At 62.7% G+C, this 13,748-nt stretch carries 17 protein-coding genes; 6 read left to right on the forward strand and 11 right to left on the reverse strand.

Annotated features, from left to right (window positions below; all coding sequences use genetic code 11):
• Positions 1–20: 20 nt before the first annotated feature.
• The 3 genes from KW568_RS12435 to KW568_RS12445 form a co-directional block, all read right to left on the reverse strand.
• The gene (locus KW568_RS12435; RefSeq protein ID WP_003254014.1) at positions 21–713 is read right to left on the reverse strand and encodes a DUF421 domain-containing protein; all 693 of its coding nucleotides are present in this window, start codon (positions 711–713) and stop codon (positions 21–23) included.
• A 95-nt stretch (positions 714–808) separates the two neighbouring features.
• Positions 809–1,579: an SDR family NAD(P)-dependent oxidoreductase gene (locus KW568_RS12440; RefSeq protein ID WP_003254013.1), complete on the reverse strand. Its 771-nt coding sequence runs from the start codon at positions 1,577–1,579 to the stop codon at positions 809–811.
• 78 nt (positions 1,580–1,657) lie between these two features.
• Entirely contained in the window at positions 1,658–2,149 is a 492-nt protein-coding gene (locus KW568_RS12445; protein ID WP_003254012.1) for a DUF1543 domain-containing protein, read from the reverse strand.
• A 160-nt stretch (positions 2,150–2,309) separates the two neighbouring features.
• Between KW568_RS12445 and KW568_RS12450 the strand changes: the two genes are divergently transcribed.
• Genes KW568_RS12450 through KW568_RS12470 form a run of 5 tightly spaced genes read left to right on the forward strand, consistent with a single transcriptional unit; the run spans position 2,310 to position 5,401 of the window.
• Positions 2,310–2,846 carry a chalcone isomerase family protein gene (locus tag KW568_RS12450; RefSeq protein WP_004576508.1) on the forward strand — a complete coding sequence of 179 codons (537 nt, stop codon included), beginning with the start codon at positions 2,310–2,312 and terminating at the stop codon, positions 2,844–2,846.
• 2 nt (positions 2,847–2,848) lie between these two features.
• Positions 2,849–3,385, forward strand: a complete 537-nt coding sequence (locus KW568_RS12455; protein WP_003254010.1) for a DUF3833 domain-containing protein — start codon at positions 2,849–2,851, stop codon at positions 3,383–3,385.
• The gene (locus KW568_RS12460; RefSeq protein ID WP_003254009.1) at positions 3,382–3,687 is read left to right on the forward strand and encodes a DUF6482 family protein; all 306 of its coding nucleotides are present in this window, start codon (positions 3,382–3,384) and stop codon (positions 3,685–3,687) included. Before KW568_RS12455 ends, KW568_RS12460 begins: the two co-directional genes overlap by 4 nt.
• 8 nt (positions 3,688–3,695) lie before the next feature.
• Positions 3,696–5,222, forward strand: a complete 1,527-nt coding sequence (locus KW568_RS12465; RefSeq protein WP_004576509.1) for a cryptochrome/photolyase family protein — start codon at positions 3,696–3,698, stop codon at positions 5,220–5,222.
• Positions 5,219–5,401, forward strand: coding sequence for a DUF2256 domain-containing protein (locus KW568_RS12470; RefSeq protein WP_004576510.1), 183 nt, complete (start codon positions 5,219–5,221; stop codon positions 5,399–5,401). The genes KW568_RS12465 and KW568_RS12470 overlap by 4 nt, the downstream gene beginning before the upstream one ends.
• Here the strand turns inward: KW568_RS12470 and KW568_RS12475 are convergent.
• The 7 genes from KW568_RS12475 to KW568_RS12505 form a co-directional block, all read right to left on the reverse strand.
• A complete protein-coding gene (locus KW568_RS12475) occupies positions 5,339–5,827 on the reverse strand; it encodes a DUF2878 domain-containing protein (protein ID WP_004576511.1) in 489 nt (162 codons plus the stop codon). The genes KW568_RS12470 and KW568_RS12475 overlap by 63 nt on opposite strands.
• Positions 5,827–7,089: a cyclopropane-fatty-acyl-phospholipid synthase family protein gene (locus tag KW568_RS12480; protein ID WP_003254005.1), complete on the reverse strand. Its 1,263-nt coding sequence runs from the start codon at positions 7,087–7,089 to the stop codon at positions 5,827–5,829. The genes KW568_RS12475 and KW568_RS12480 overlap by 1 nt, the downstream gene beginning before the upstream one ends.
• Entirely contained in the window at positions 7,064–7,873 is an 810-nt protein-coding gene (locus tag KW568_RS12485) for a DUF1365 domain-containing protein (RefSeq protein ID WP_003254004.1), read from the reverse strand. The genes KW568_RS12480 and KW568_RS12485 overlap by 26 nt, the downstream gene beginning before the upstream one ends.
• Positions 7,870–9,117 (reverse strand): NAD(P)/FAD-dependent oxidoreductase, encoded by a 1,248-nt coding sequence (locus KW568_RS12490; RefSeq protein ID WP_004576512.1) that lies wholly within the window; start codon positions 9,115–9,117, stop codon positions 7,870–7,872. Before KW568_RS12490 ends, KW568_RS12485 begins: the two co-directional genes overlap by 4 nt.
• A 6-nt stretch (positions 9,118–9,123) precedes the next feature.
• The gene (locus KW568_RS12495; RefSeq protein ID WP_004576513.1) at positions 9,124–9,876 is read right to left on the reverse strand and encodes an SDR family oxidoreductase; all 753 of its coding nucleotides are present in this window, start codon (positions 9,874–9,876) and stop codon (positions 9,124–9,126) included.
• Positions 9,873–10,295 (reverse strand): nuclear transport factor 2 family protein, encoded by a 423-nt coding sequence (locus KW568_RS12500; RefSeq protein ID WP_003254001.1) that lies wholly within the window; start codon positions 10,293–10,295, stop codon positions 9,873–9,875. The genes KW568_RS12495 and KW568_RS12500 overlap by 4 nt, the downstream gene beginning before the upstream one ends.
• Before the next feature lie 103 nt (positions 10,296–10,398).
• Positions 10,399–10,845, reverse strand: a complete 447-nt coding sequence (locus tag KW568_RS12505; protein ID WP_003254000.1) for a PAS domain-containing protein — start codon at positions 10,843–10,845, stop codon at positions 10,399–10,401.
• 153 nt (positions 10,846–10,998) lie between these two features.
• On the opposite strand from KW568_RS12505, the gene KW568_RS12510 reads away from it, so the two are divergent.
• Positions 10,999–11,886 (forward strand): MerR family transcriptional regulator, encoded by an 888-nt coding sequence (locus KW568_RS12510; RefSeq protein ID WP_004576514.1) that lies wholly within the window; start codon positions 10,999–11,001, stop codon positions 11,884–11,886.
• 205 nt (positions 11,887–12,091) lie between these two features.
• On the opposite strand, the gene KW568_RS12515 is transcribed toward KW568_RS12510, so the two are convergent.
• Positions 12,092–13,729 carry a mechanosensitive ion channel family protein gene (locus KW568_RS12515; protein ID WP_004576515.1) on the reverse strand — a complete coding sequence of 546 codons (1,638 nt, stop codon included), beginning with the start codon at positions 13,727–13,729 and terminating at the stop codon, positions 12,092–12,094.
• Positions 13,730–13,748: the final 19 nt, after the last annotated feature.

Raw genomic sequence — 13,748 nt, forward strand, 5'->3', positions numbered from 1 at the left:
GGCGGTATGGGGAGAACCTGCTAACGGTTGCGCACGGTATCCAATGCAGGCGACCAGACCGTATGACCGCAACGTGAACACGCCAGGGTGTCATGAGGCTCATGGTAGGCCGGGAAACCACAGCTCACGCAGCAATGCAACCCGGCGCCGGGCGGCGATGTGTACTCCGGGCGATGCTCGACCGGCAGCACTGACAAGCCTGGGCGTGTGTCTTGCTGATCGTAGAAATACAAACTGAGATCGCCATCGGTTTCCAGAAGGCCCAGTCGAACCTGGCCCAGGTGCTCGACACCTTGTTGGCGTAGCTCCATGAACAGCTCATTCGGTGAAATGTTCATGTGACGCAGCGAATGGATTTCGTACATGCCATCTTTCACTACCGTGACCGGCAACCCGTCGATCCAGGCCTCGCAGGTTCTGTTTCGCCTCATGAGGTAGACCGTTCCTCGGTAAAGCATGAACAGCGTGAGGAAAACCAAGGCCACCGGAAGCAGCGGCACGTCCTCGTAAAAGGTCACATCGCCGGCAGCTGAACCCAGGGTGAGAATGACCACGAGCTCGAACCGGGACAGCTGTCTGATCCCGCGCCGGCCACTGAATTTCAGAAAGAAGAACACGGCCAGGAAGGCCGCAGAAACACGCACAGCAACTTCCAGCAGAAAGGTAAAAGGGAAGTCGCCTATCAGCATCCGTTGCAGATCAAACGAAACCATTCGCTGCACCCTTCCTTCTGCCGTTGTCAGATAAAGGGTTGACCGTTCTCGCTCAGGGCTGGTTCATCGACTTGGCCTGGAGCTCTCCGCCCGCGTCACCAGGGAATCGGCGTGCCATCCCACGCCCAGAACGTTCCGCTCTGCGCCGGGCCGTGACGGCTCACAAGTGCCAGGATGCAGGTGGCGGCAAACGCGGGCGAGAACAGTTTGCCCGGCGGCACATTGCCCTGAAAGGGGCGGGAAAGCTGGGTGTCGGTGGTGCCGGGATGCAATGCAAGTACCGTTGACGCGGGGTTCAGTCGCTTCAGCTCGATGCTTGCAGTGCGCAGAAGCTGATTGAGCGCGGCTTTGCTGGCACGGTAGCTGTACCACCCACCCAGGTGATTGTCGCCGATCGACCCAACCCGCGCCGACAAGGCGACGAAGGCCATCGGTTGCCGACGCAGCAGCGGCAGCAAATGCTTGAGCAGCAGAACAGGGGCGAAACAGTTGGTTGTGAAAGTGCTCAGCAACCCCGCCATGTCTAGCTGGGTCAGTGCTTTTTCAGCCCTCGCCGGGCCTTCTTGCAGCACGCCAAGCGTGCTGAAGACCAGGTTCAGTTGGTCGCAGCAGGCGCCCACCTGCGCGGCCAGTGTTTGCAGTGCCTGCTCGGATCGGGCGTCGCAGTCGAGGCGAACCAACCGTCGCGCGTGCTCTGTGAACAAGGTATCCAGCGCAGGGCTGGTGGTGGCGCGTCGCGAAACGGCGAACACCAGCCCGATGTCATCGCGCGCCAGCAACTGCGTGCACAATGCCAGGCCAATCCCTTGGCTGGCCCCGCAGACCAGCACGTTGGCGGGTGTGTGAAGGTCGTTTATCAGGCTCATCGGCGTGTCCTCTTGGCCGGGCGCTGGCGCCTCGTCCTGTGATGCCTGCCAACGTTCTTGCACATGGCAGGGGTGAGCTCACAGCAGGATATAGTCGCTGTACTGCCGTAAGCCGGCATGGGGCCCTTCGATCAAGTGCACGTAACGGCCGTTCACCCAGTCGATCGGCAGGCAATCGTCGACGTCCAGTACCGCATCGGTATGCGGCTTGAGCCAGTCTGCCTGCAGGCGCTGCTTGGCCAGTTGCTTGGCCTCGGCCTTGTCCCTGGCCACCACCAGCAGGTAGCGGTGTGCCTCGCCAAACACCCCGGGCTCGTAGCCGCCCAGGTTGATGAAGAACAACCTGGGATCGTGTGGGCCAGGCGCTACCTGACTGAATTCGAGGCGGTAGTGGTCAATACCGTCGACTTCCATCCATGCGTCGATGTGCAAGCCCGTTCGGCTCCCGAACCAGGCTTGGCGCAAATGTGGGTAGGCCTGTTCAAGTGAGTCCGCCTGCGCGAACAACACATCGTGGACCTCGATATTGGCCCGTGGGTGGCGTCCACCGAGCATGACGACGTACAGCATGAGCAATTCCTTCTATCTCGACTTTCATGGGTGTTCGATAACGGGGCGCGAGGCTTGCAGAAATATGCATGCTGGGCATTAAAAAACTATACATGGCTCGTCAAATATCTGTACAGGCGTCTACTATTGTATAGTATTTAGCAAAGTGCTTGAGGTCAGAATGGCGCACCCTGCACGTTGGACCTGTCTGTGCCTGCTGCTAGCCGCCATGTCGTCGGCGGCAGACTGGCGAGCGGAGCTGCCTGCGGCGCAACGGCTGGGCGCCGGTGATTTCACCTGGTTCGGCCTGCGGCTGTATACCTCCCGGTTATGGGCAGTTGGCCCGGTTCAGGACTGGAACCAGCCGTTCGCCCTTGAGCTGCTTTATCACCGTTCATTGTCCAGGGACACGCTGGTCAAAGCCAGCCTCGAGGAAATGCAACGCCTGGGTGGCGGCAGCATGACGGCACAGCAACGCGCGGCATGGACCAGGGCGATTGAGCAGGCATTCGTGGACGTGAGCCCTGGCATGCGCATCACGGGCTTGTACCTGCCGGGGCAGGGTTGCCGCTTTTACGTCGACGGCAAACTGAGCCACGCGATCGACGATCCGGTGTTCGCCCGGGCCTTCTTCGCCATCTGGCTTGACCCGCGGGCCAGAGACCCCCAATTGCGTCAGCGGCTGCTTGGGCTGGCTGGCGATGACCGAGGAGCCTGAACATGTACAAAGCGCTGTTGCTGGCTGCCTGCCTGCTTCTGGGCAGTTGTGGCAATGTCGGTATCGAGCACTATGCCCAGGAGCAGCCGAAGCTGGACCTGGCGGCGTTCTTCTCGCGCCCGGTTCAGGCGTGGGGGATGTTCCAGAAGCGTTCCGGGGAGGTGGTCAAGCGCTTCCACGTGCGCATCGACAGCCGCCGCGAGGGTGAGCGGCTGATCCTCGACGAACATTTTCTCTATAGCGATGGCACGCGCCAGCAGCGTACCTGGACGCTGGTGCCGGACGGCCCCGGGCGCTGGCGGGGAACCGCGGGGGACGTGATCGGCGAGGCGCGTGGCGAAGTGGCGGGCAACGCGCTGCGATGGCGTTACCAACTGGACCTGCCGGTCGATGGGCGGCACTGGCAGGTAGACCTGGACGACTGGATGTACCTCATGGATGACGACACCCTGATCAACCGCTCGAGCATGAGCAAGCTGGGCGTTGAGATTGGCCAGATCACCTTGTTCTTCCGCCGCCTGCCAGAGGGCACACCATGAACCTGATCGCGCTGACCCAGCTGGTTTCGACCGGCGAAGCCAAGGAACTTGAACTGCTGTCGCTAGAGGGGGGCTTCTACCTCCTGCGCGCCCTGACCGACGCCGGCCCTGTGACATTGAGCGATGCCCAGGGGCAGCCCGTGCGCGTGCGCTCCACGACCGAACTGCGGCAGTTGCTGGCCGACCTGCCGCCGGTGCCCTGCATGCTGGTGCAGCAGGTGGTGCACGATGAGATGTGCGGGCAACGCGACGGCCCCATCGCGCCGCTGCGCGTACCGGTAACGCTCACCAGCCAGTGGTAGCCCGGACGATGCGCCTGGGCCTGGTGCTGGGTGACCAACTGTCGTTCGACCTGGCAAGTCTGGCGTCCCTTGACCCTGCTCGCGATGCGGTCCTGATGGCGGAAGTGGAGGGGGAGGCCCGATACGTACCGCATCATCCGCTGAAGATCATTCTCATCTTCAGCGCCATGCGGCATTTTGCCCAGGCCCTGCGTGAACGGGGTTGGCAGGTGCACTATGTCGAGCTGGATGCCGAGGGTAACAGCGGCAGCATCGTGGGGGAGTTGCGTCGATGGCAACAAGCCTTGGGCGCTACCCACATTCACTTGACCGAGTGCGGTGAGTGGCGCCTGGAGCAGGCCTTGCGTGATGCCGCACTGCCGCTTGTGTGGTTTCGCGACACGCGTTTTCTGTGCTCCCGTGAAGCCTTCGGGCGCTGGGCCACAGAACGTCGCCAGCTGCGTATGGAGCACTTCTACCGTGGCATGCGCAAGCGAACCGGCCTGCTCATGGAGCCTGACGGCAGCCCGGCAGGTGGGGCCTGGAATTTCGATGGCGACAATCGCAAGCCATTGCCACGGCAGCTGCGTGGCCCGTTCGCTGCGCATTTCGCGCAAGACGACATCACGGCAGCGGTGGTGGCCTTGGTGCGTCAGCGCTTCAGCGACCACTACGGGGGCGTCGACGGTTTCGACTACCCCGTGACCCACGCCGAGGCACAACAGCTGTGGCAGCATTTTCTGGATTTCGGCCTGGCGGCTTTCGGTGACTACCAGGATGCAATGGCCGAAGGCGAGCCGTACCTGTTTCATGCGCGCATCAGTGCGGCGCTCAACATCGGGCTTCTGGATGTGCGTCGTCTGTGCGACGACGTCGACAAAGCCTGGCGCGAGGGGCGGGTGCCGCTCAATGCAGCCGAAGGCTTCATTCGCCAGTTGATCGGCTGGCGTGAGTATGTGCGTGGCATCTATTGGCAGCGCATGCCGGCGTATGCCGGGCTCAATCACCTGAACAACGACCGGGCGCTGCCAGAATTCTACTGGACCGGGCACACCCGCATGCGCTGCATGGCCCAAGCCATCGGGCAGACCCTGCGGTTGGGCTACGCTCACCATATCCAGCGGTTGATGGTTACCGGCAACTTCGCCTTGCTGGCCGGTATCGTGCCAACCGCAATTTGTGAGTGGTACCTGGCGGTCTACATGGATGCCTTCGAGTGGGTCGAACTGCCCAACACGCTTGGCATGGTGATGCACGCCGATGGCGGCTACCTGGGGTCCAAGCCGTACTGCGCCAGTGGTCGTTATATCCAGCGCATGTCCGATCATTGCAAGGCTTGCAGTTACAGGGTCGACCAGGTGACCGAAGAGGAGGCCTGCCCGTTCAATGCCTTGTATTGGCATTTTCTCATTCGCCATCGCCCCCAGCTCTCGGCTAACCCGCGCCTGGCCCTGGTCTATCGCAGCCTCGATGGCATGCCCGCTGGCCGTCGCGATGCTGTGTGGCAACGTGGCCAGTCATTGCTGGCGCGGCTCGATGCGGGGCAGGCGTTATGAAAAAGAGCCTTCTGCCCAGCAAGGTTTGCGTGGTGTGTGGCCGGCCGTTCACCTGGCGCAAGCGCTGGGCACGCTGTTGGGAGCAGGTGCGTTACTGCTCCGAGCGATGTCGCCGGTCAGCGCCGCGCCGCGATGCGCGCCAGCAGGGGCAGGGCCAACGCCCAAATCGGCATCAGTAGCAGGCCGGTTTCCAGCGCGCCCAAGGGCAAGGAGACACCTGCCAGCCTGGCGCCGCCTACGTAGGCCAGAGGGCCGCCAATCGCCCCCAGCAGTGCGCCGATTCGCCAGTGCCTGCCGGCCCATGCCAGGCTGTAACGCATCCCGCTGGCCAGCACCAACCACAGCAGCGCTAGCCACAGTGGCAGGGGCCAGGCGTCGAAACCGAACACCCCCAGTGCTCCCAGCACGCTGTCGAGCACACAGCCGATAAAGGTGACGCGCACCAGCGCCTTGACCTCGGCATGGATGTCCGGGCACAGGCGCAGGTGCACTGCCACGCCCGGAATCACCAGCAGCAACAACAAGGGCCGCTCGGCCCCCAGCACGCAGACCCACCAGCCGGCTTGTAGCCAGAGGGCATTGGCGATCAGCCAGCGGCTGCGCATCAGGCACTGCCAGGCAAGGGCGCGCGGCGTGCCTGGGGTGCTGCCCAGAGCAGGTGCGCAACACCGATGGCGCGTTCCTCGAAACCGCCTTGGCAGTAGCAGAGGTAAAACTCCCACAAGCGCTGGAACATGTCGTCGTAGCCAAGGTCCGTCAGCGCAGTGCGTGCCTGACGCAGGTTTTCGCGCCAGTGTCGCAGGGTGTGGGCGTAGTCCAGGCCAAAATCTTCCATGTGCACAAGGTTCAGGCCAGTGTGCCGGCTGGCGGTGTCGAGCAACACGCTCAGCGAAGGCAGGGCGCCACCGGGGAAGATGTACCGCTGGATAAAGTCGACCGAGCGCTGCGCCTGGGCATAGCGCTGGTCGCGGATGGTGATTGCCTGCAATAGCATCAGGCCTTCAGGTTTGATGAGCGAAGCACACTGGCGGAAATACACCGGCAGGTAGCGATGGCCAACCGCTTCGATCATCTCGATCGAAACCAGTTTGTCGAACGTGCCTTGAAGGTCGCGGTAGTCTTCGCGGAGCACTTGCACGCGCTGCCCCAGCCCCAAGGCCTTGACGCGCTCCAGGGTATGGCTGTACTGCGCCTCGGAGAGCGTCGTGGTGGTGACCCTGCAGCCGTAACGGGTGGCTGCGTGGATAGCGAGGCTGCCCCAGCCGCTGCCAATTTCCAGCAGGTGATCGTCAGGGCTCAGTTCGAGCTTCTGGCAGATGCGCTCCAGCTTGTGCAACTGGGCCTGCTCCAGTGTTTGCCCCGGGTGTTCGAATTGCGCAGCCGAATACATCATGGTGGGGTCCAGCAGCCGCTCGAACAGGGCATTGCCCAGGTCGTAGTGGGCCAGAATGTTGCGCCGGGCGCCGCGCTTGTCGTTGCGGTTGAGCCGGTGCAGCAGGCGCAGGGCAGGGCGGCCCAGGCGGGCCAGGCCGCCCTCGAGCGCGTCGAGCACTTCGAGGTTGGCGACGAACAGGCGGGTCACCAGCGCCAGGTCGGGGCTGCGCCAATAGCCGTGAATGTAGGCTTCGCCAGCACCGATCGAGCCATTGCCGGCGATCAGGCTCCAGGTGGCGTCATCGAGGATCTCCACCTCGGCCTGCAACGGGCTGTCGGCATCACCGAAACTCCACTGCTGCCCGTGGCTGAGCAGGCGCAGGTGGCCGTGACGCAGCTTGCCCAACTGGGCGAGCACGGCGCTTCGTGCCAGCCCGCCGAGCAGTGGCGCAAGGCCTGCGAACTTGCTAACGCTCAGGGTGGGATTTGACATCATCAAGGTCCTCGCAAGGTTGGCCGAGTGCCAGGTCACCCTGGCAGGTGGTGTGGTCGTGCACGGGGGTGCGTTTGAGTAACAGGCGAAGCGCTTGCCAGTAGATGGCCGAGACAGTGCGCAGGCTCATCCATGGGAAGTTCAGGACATACCGCCGCAGCGTTGCTCCATCCAGTGGCGTGCGGCGCAGGGCGAGGTCGGCCTCGAACACCTTTGCGCCGTCTTGCCAGTTCTGCATCTGAATGCGTACATGGTCCGTGTCCAGGAAGAAGCGCAGGCGATAGTCCATGTCCAGCGGCATGAATGGCGACACATGGAAGGCCTTGGCCACGCTGAAGGGCCTGGCAAGGTTGCCTTGCACCGGGAGCACGTAATGAAAGCGTTCACGCCAGGGCGTGTTGCGCACTTCCATCAGGATCGCGGTCAGGCACCCGTCGCGGTCATGGCAGAAATAGAAGCTCACCGGGTTGAACGACAGCCCCCAGCACCGCAGTTGCGTGAGCAGCTGTACCCGGCCTTCGGGCAGGTGCCCCGTCGCCTGCCCGACCAGCAAGCGTGCAGCCTGGGCCAGCGATTCGCCTTGGCGGGTCAGGGCGGGCAGGTAGTCGGTCTCGCGCCAGCACAACGGCGCCAGGCGCCAGCGTCCCAGCCAGCGTGACAGGCCCATCAGCCAGGATTGTTCGTCCAGGTCCAGGTAGAACATGCCGATCCGGTAGCGGAACGCGTGGACCCGCGGCGTCAGCCGTCGGTGGCTGATCCAGCCCAGGCAGAGGCTGCTGTTCACAGGTGCTCTCCGAAGTGCGCGGCCACCTTCAGTGCGCTGACCACCCCGTCTTCATGAAAGCCATTGCCCCAGTAAGCGCCACAAAAGTAACTGTGCTGCTGACCCTGCAGTTGCCCTTGGCATGCCTGGGCAGCCGACGCTGCAACGCTGTACTGGGGATGGGCGTACTGGAAGCGGGCGATGACCTGCGCCGGGTCTATCAGTGCGGTCTGGTTGAGGCTCACACAGAAGGTTGTCGGTGCCTGGATACCCTGCAGAATGTTCATGTTGTAGGTCAGCGCGGCGGGCGCCCGCTCAGGGCCGCCCAGGCGGTAGTTCCAACTGGCCCAGGCGCGCTGGCGGCGTGGCAGCAGACGGGTATCGGTGTGCAGCACCACGTCGTTGCTGGCGTAATCGATGGCGCTGAGTACGGCGCGCTCCTGGTTGCTGGGGCTTTCCAGCAGCGCCAGGGCCTGATCGCTGTGGCAAGCGAACACCACATTGTCGAAGCGTTCGGTGCCGGCCGCGCTCACGAGGGTAACGCCACCTTCGTCGCGGCTGACGCGGTAAACCTTGCAGTTGAGGCGGATGCGCTCAGCAAACGGTCGGCACAGCGGCGCGACATAGCTGCGCGAGCCGCCTTTGATCACCCGCCACTGTGGGCGTTGGTTGACCGACAGCAAGCCGTGGTTGCGACAGAAGCGCACGAAGAACTCAAGCGGGAAGTGGAGCATGTCTGCGCGAGACATCGACCAGATCGCCGACCCCATTGGCACGATGTAATGATCGATGAAGCGTTGCCCATAGCGGTTCGCTTGAAGGTAGTCGCCCAGCGTGGTGCTGGCATCGATACGCTGGTTGTCCAGGTCGGCCAGTGCCTGACGGTTGAAACGCAGAATGTCCCGGATCATCCCCCAGAACCCTGGGGACACCAGGTTGCTGCGTTGGGCGAACAGGGTGTTCAGGTCGTGGCCGTTATATTCCAGGCCCGTCATCGGGTCATGCACGGAAAAACTCATCTCGGTCGGCTGTGAAGGGACCTTGAGCTGGTCGAGCAAGCGGATGAAGTTCGGGTACGTCCAGTCGTTGAAGACGATAAAACCGGTATCTATCGCATGCCGCTGGCCTTTCCAGACCACATCAAGGGTGTGGGTGTGGCCCCCGACCCATTGCTCGGCCTCGAAAACCGTGACTTCGTGCTTGCGTGACAGCAAATGGGCGCAGGTCAGCCCCGCGATGCCACTGCCGATGATTGCTATACGCATGGATCATCATTCCTGTTCATGACGGGCGAGGCGTTGGCCCAGCGCCAGGCGCAAGCGCGCGGGCAGCGCCCCGAGCAGGCGCAACACCCAGGTGAAAAGACCGGGGAAGTTGATTTCCAGGGGGCGGCCGGGCAGGCGCCTGGCGATATGCCGGGCGGCACGCTGCGCAGACCACAGCTGTGGCATGGGGAAATCGTTGCGACGGGTCAGTGGCGTGTCCACGAAACCTGGGCTCACCAGGGTGACCGCGATGCCTTCGCGAGCCAGGTCGATTCGCTGTGATTCCACCAGATAGCGCACTGCAGCCTTGGACGCGCCATAGGCGCCAGCGCGGGGCAAGGCCAACCAGGTCACCGAACTGCCCATGACCACCAGGTGGGGGTGTTGGCCTGCGCGAAGCAAGGGCAGTGCCGCCGCCAGGCAGTAGCTGACGCCCAGCAGGTTGGTGCGCATGACGCGCTCGACCAACGCCGGGTCGAAATGCCCCGGCTCCAGGTATTCGCAGGTGCCGGCATTGAAAATGGCCATGTCCAGGCCCCCCCAGGCCTGCTCGATATGCGCAGCGATGCCGGCGACCTGCTCCGGGTTGTCAAGATCGCCAATGGCCAGCAATACCTGCCCAGGAAACCGTTCGGCCAGCGGGGCAAGGCGGTCGGCGTGGCGCCCGCCCAAGGCGACCTGGTGGCCTTGTTCCAGGAGGATTTGCGCGAGCGCGGCACCGATACCGCTGCTGGCGCCGGTCAGCCAACAGCGGCTCATGCCAGCCTGCCTTTGAGCCAGCGGATCGCAGTGCCCATGACGGGAAGGTGCTCATAAAGCAGGGCACCGGCGTCGAAATAGTCCTGGTGAAAATGCACACGGTCGCGCCAATGCAGGCAGCTGCACCCTTGCAACGTGATCGGCTGGCCCCCCGCCAGGCGCGGGTGGCAAAACTGCAGTGTCCAACGCAGGTAACCTTGCCCGGGCTTTACCTCGTCGGCGCTGGTGAAGGCGTAGCGGATATCGGTGGCGTTGGCGTACAACTGCTCGAAGTAGGCGCGCAGGGCCTGCAGCCCCTGTATCTGGTGCAGGGGATCACGGAAGGTGACATCGTCGCTGTACAGTTTATCCAGCGTGTCGAGGCTCGCCCCATCAAGGCGGGCGAAGCGCTCGGCGAACTGCTGTAGGTACGCTGACATACTGGGCTCCAGGCAATCCTGTACAACATTGAATTGTTGTACAGGTATAACTGAAGCCTAAGCTTTTATCTATACAAGTCAACGTCCTTGTATAGGTTTTTTGTCAGCGCTTGGCCTGGCCCTGCTGCCGGCGCAGTTCTGCCACTTCAGCCTCCAGCTCGCGAACCCTTTCCTCGGCGAATATCTGCGCTGTGACATCGCGCTGGATGCCGATGTAGTAGGTTAGCTGGTCCGCCTCGTTGTGCACGGGTGTGATGGACAACTCGTTCCAGAACAGGCTGCCGTCTTTGCGGTAGTTGCGCAGCACCTGGCAGCAGGGGCGGCCTTCGCGGATCGCTTCGCGGATGGTTGCGATGCCCGGCTGGTCGTGATCCTCGCCCTGAAGAAAACGGCAGTCCTGATAGAGGATATCGTCGGCGCAATAGCCGGTCAGGCGCTCGAAGGCCGGGTTGACGTAGATAAGGATGCTCTCATTGCCTTCCTGCTCGGCGACGACGATGCCATCGTTTGAATGTTCGACCATCAGTTGCAGGAGTTTTGCGTTGATCATGGGGCTCACCTACAGGCATTTCGTATGCGATGTGCGCCAAAGGCTTCCGTGCAGTAGCTTTTGGCGCTGTTTGTTGCATGATGAACCAAGGAGGCTCGCCGCAGAAGGTGCATCTGGGTTTAGAATGTATCACCCCTTGGATGACACCTCGTTATGACCGACGCCACCCCACCCGAATTGCTACCCATGCGCGATGTGGTCAGCCTGACCGGCATCAATCCGGTGACCTTGCGTGCCTGGGAGCGGCGTCATGGGTTGATACGCCCGCAGCGCACCGAGGGCGGCCATCGCTTGTACACGGCCCAGGATGTGCAGCGCATACGCGACATCTTGCGCTGGACCGCCAACGGCCTGCCCATCAGCAAGGTTAGCGACAGGCTCGCCGGCCAGCCTGAGGTGCCTGTGCAGCAGCCCTCGGCCTTTGACGATTGGCGCGCCGCCGTTGCACGCGCCTCCAGGGCATTCGATGCGCAGGCGCTGGAAGCTATCCATGGGCAGCTGTTCACACTCTTGCCAAAGGCCACGGTGCTGCGGGAAGTGCTGATGCCGGTTTGGCATGAGCTGGCTTCAGGCACTGCACCAGGCCAGCGTAGCCAATGGTTGTTTCTCGATACGTTCTTGCGCGCCCGGCTGTTGCTGCGCTTGCAGATGAACCAGGCCGATGCGCCACGGGTGCTGCTGGCGGGTACCGAGGGGCAAGCCGAGTGCCAGGTATTGTGCGCCGGGCTGCTGTTGAGCAGTGAGCAACAACGCATCGAAGTGCTCGGCTGCGGGCAGCCGCTGGAAGAGCTCCCGCTGCTGTGTGCGGCGATGCAGCCTGCGGCACTGGTGATCGCGCTGCAGCCGCCGGTGAGCCCTGCCTTGGCCAAGCGCCTGCGCTCCCTGCAGATGGACATTGCTTGTCCGCTGGCCTTGACGGGCGAGGGGCTGGCCGGTGTGCAAGCGGCCTTGCACGGGCTGCCGGTGTGCCTGCTGGACGAGCAGGGTGCTGACGTCGCGCGTGTGCTTGATGCCTTGCTCAGGGGGGCGCTGGACGTTTGAGCCTGGCCCTGCGCGATGCTCAGGGTGGTTGGGTCGTTGCTCGGCATGCTTTTGGCCCTTATCGGCGTCGATGAACAAGATCCTCAAGCAGTCGGGGAGCAACACGCCGGTCATCGGCTTCCGTCTGCTACGCCGTTTCCAATGTCCTGTTGGCAGTCTGCGGGCCGGTGATCATTGCGCTGACCGGCACCTGAGGCCTCATTGCTCACGCGGTGTTTTCAGGTTTGGACGGGGCCGTGTGCCACTGCTCCTTGGGCACCCATTTGGGTTGCTCGGGATCGCCCAGGTAGTGAGGCGACATGATTTGCACCCCATACTCGTTGAACACGTCCTGGATATTGGCGTGCAACAGGCTCAAAAGCTGCGCGCGTGGCCTGGGCTCTGACGGGATGGCCTGGGCCACTAATCGATACTCGGGGTAGAAGTCCGACAGTGCCGTCTGGAATACCTGGGGCATGGGCGTTTGCAGCACGCCGTCGGTGCGCCGAGCCGCTTCCAGCAACATCGCCTCGACCTGACGCCACGGGGTGTCGTAGCCAATGGTCACCACGGTGTCGACCACATAGCCTGGCCCTTGCACGATTCGTGAGTAGTTCTTGGTCACCGAGCCGGTAATCATCGAGTTGGGAAGTGTCAGCACTTCGCCAAGCCCGGTGCGAATGGTCGTGGTGAACATGCCCACCTCGGTCACCGTGCCCTCGTAATCACCCACACGTACAAATTCACCGACGCGCAGCGTGCGCGTGTAGGTGAGAATCAGTCCGGCGGCGCCTTGGCCGATGACACTGGTCGCCCCCAGTGAAACCATCAGACCGAGCAACACTGACAACCCCTTGAAGGCATCGGTACCCGAGCCGGGTAGATAGGGGTAGGCCATCACCAGGGCAAATAGCCAGATCGCCAGCGACGTCAGGCGCATGGTCGGTTGCAAGGTTTCGGCGGTCAGCCATTTCAATGTGCCTGGGCGTGCCATGCGCCTTAGCACACGTTTGGAGAAAGCGCTGATGCCCCGGGCGATGAAGAAGATCGACAGTGCAACGGCCAGGCCGGGCATGGCACGCAAAATACTGCTGATCAGGTAGTTGAGCAGCGCCATCAGGTGGATATTGAGGCTTTCCCCCCAAGACCTTGTGTAGGGGAACTGAGACAGCACGAAGCCCAGCCACTGGTAGCAGAACAACAACACGACCAACCAGTACAGCAGCCAGAGAGAGCGGTCGATCAGGTAGTACAGGTTCTGCAGGTCGAACAGTTGCGTGTGGCCGACCTTGAGGCGCTCGGAGTGTTTGCCCATCAGTTTAGGCAGCAGTCCCAGGAGCTTGCGTCGACAGTAGCCTGCGGCCTTTACCAGCATGAAAAAGACCAAGGTTGCCGCAGCGCTGTAGCCTACCGCGGTGAGCAAGAACCGCAGGCTTCGCGCCTGGCGGGTTTCCTCGACGACAAGGCGCAGGTTCTCGGCGGCCTGCTCGGCAGCTTCGCCTGTTGTAATGGTATCGGCCGCAGCATCCAGTGGCGTCACGATGAATGCCCGGCGCCCGCCCAGCAGCACCAGGTAGCTGTGCAGGATAGGGTCGACGCGAACCTCCAGATCGTTTGTTTCCTGAAGCGTATCCTCGATGACCTTCTTGGCGCGCTGGGCACGCACCGTGGGTGTTTCGCCCAGCAGCGTCGCACGAAAGACCAGCACCGTGCGGTTGATGACGGTCAACGGTGCGGGTTCGGCAATCACACCCTCTATCTCTGGCCCAGGCTGAGGGGTGTCCGCATGGAGCAGGGGCGAGAACAGCAAGTGGATCAGTAGCATCAGCCCAGCAGCCCGTCCGAACCTGCGCTTGTTGCCCATTTAACAGCCCCTGTGCCGG

The organism is Pseudomonas sp. HD6515, from assembly GCF_024971855.1.
GTDB classification, from domain to species: domain Bacteria; phylum Pseudomonadota; class Gammaproteobacteria; order Pseudomonadales; family Pseudomonadaceae; genus Aquipseudomonas; species Aquipseudomonas alloputida.

What these genes read in the sequence shown, in the direction of transcription:
- KW568_RS12500 (WP_003254001.1), bottom strand. Translation starts at nt 10,295, where the DNA reads ATGTCAGCGTACCTACAGCAGTTCGCCGAGCGCTTCGCCCGCCTTGAT.
- KW568_RS12460 (WP_003254009.1), top strand. Translation starts at nt 3,382, where the DNA reads ATGAACCTGATCGCGCTGACCCAGCTGGTTTCGACCGGCGAAGCCAAG.
- KW568_RS12435 (WP_003254014.1), bottom strand. Translation starts at nt 713, where the DNA reads ATGGTTTCGTTTGATCTGCAACGGATGCTGATAGGCGACTTCCCTTTT.
- KW568_RS12465 (WP_004576509.1), top strand. Translation starts at nt 3,696, where the DNA reads ATGCGCCTGGGCCTGGTGCTGGGTGACCAACTGTCGTTCGACCTGGCA.
- KW568_RS12475 (WP_004576511.1), bottom strand. Translation starts at nt 5,827, where the DNA reads ATGCGCAGCCGCTGGCTGATCGCCAATGCCCTCTGGCTACAAGCCGGC.
- KW568_RS12455 (WP_003254010.1), top strand. Translation starts at nt 2,849, where the DNA reads ATGTACAAAGCGCTGTTGCTGGCTGCCTGCCTGCTTCTGGGCAGTTGT.
- KW568_RS12470 (WP_004576510.1), top strand. Translation starts at nt 5,219, where the DNA reads ATGAAAAAGAGCCTTCTGCCCAGCAAGGTTTGCGTGGTGTGTGGCCGG.
- KW568_RS12445 (WP_003254012.1), bottom strand. Translation starts at nt 2,149, where the DNA reads ATGCTGTACGTCGTCATGCTCGGTGGACGCCACCCACGGGCCAATATC.
- KW568_RS12450 (WP_004576508.1), top strand. Translation starts at nt 2,310, where the DNA reads ATGGCGCACCCTGCACGTTGGACCTGTCTGTGCCTGCTGCTAGCCGCC.
- KW568_RS12480 (WP_003254005.1), bottom strand. Translation starts at nt 7,089, where the DNA reads ATGTCAAATCCCACCCTGAGCGTTAGCAAGTTCGCAGGCCTTGCGCCA.
- KW568_RS12505 (WP_003254000.1), bottom strand. Translation starts at nt 10,845, where the DNA reads ATGATCAACGCAAAACTCCTGCAACTGATGGTCGAACATTCAAACGAT.
- KW568_RS12515 (WP_004576515.1), bottom strand. Translation starts at nt 13,729, where the DNA reads ATGGGCAACAAGCGCAGGTTCGGACGGGCTGCTGGGCTGATGCTACTG.
- KW568_RS12510 (WP_004576514.1), top strand. Translation starts at nt 10,999, where the DNA reads ATGACCGACGCCACCCCACCCGAATTGCTACCCATGCGCGATGTGGTC.
- KW568_RS12440 (WP_003254013.1), bottom strand. Translation starts at nt 1,579, where the DNA reads ATGAGCCTGATAAACGACCTTCACACACCCGCCAACGTGCTGGTCTGC.
- KW568_RS12495 (WP_004576513.1), bottom strand. Translation starts at nt 9,876, where the DNA reads ATGAGCCGCTGTTGGCTGACCGGCGCCAGCAGCGGTATCGGTGCCGCG.
- KW568_RS12490 (WP_004576512.1), bottom strand. Translation starts at nt 9,117, where the DNA reads ATGCGTATAGCAATCATCGGCAGTGGCATCGCGGGGCTGACCTGCGCC.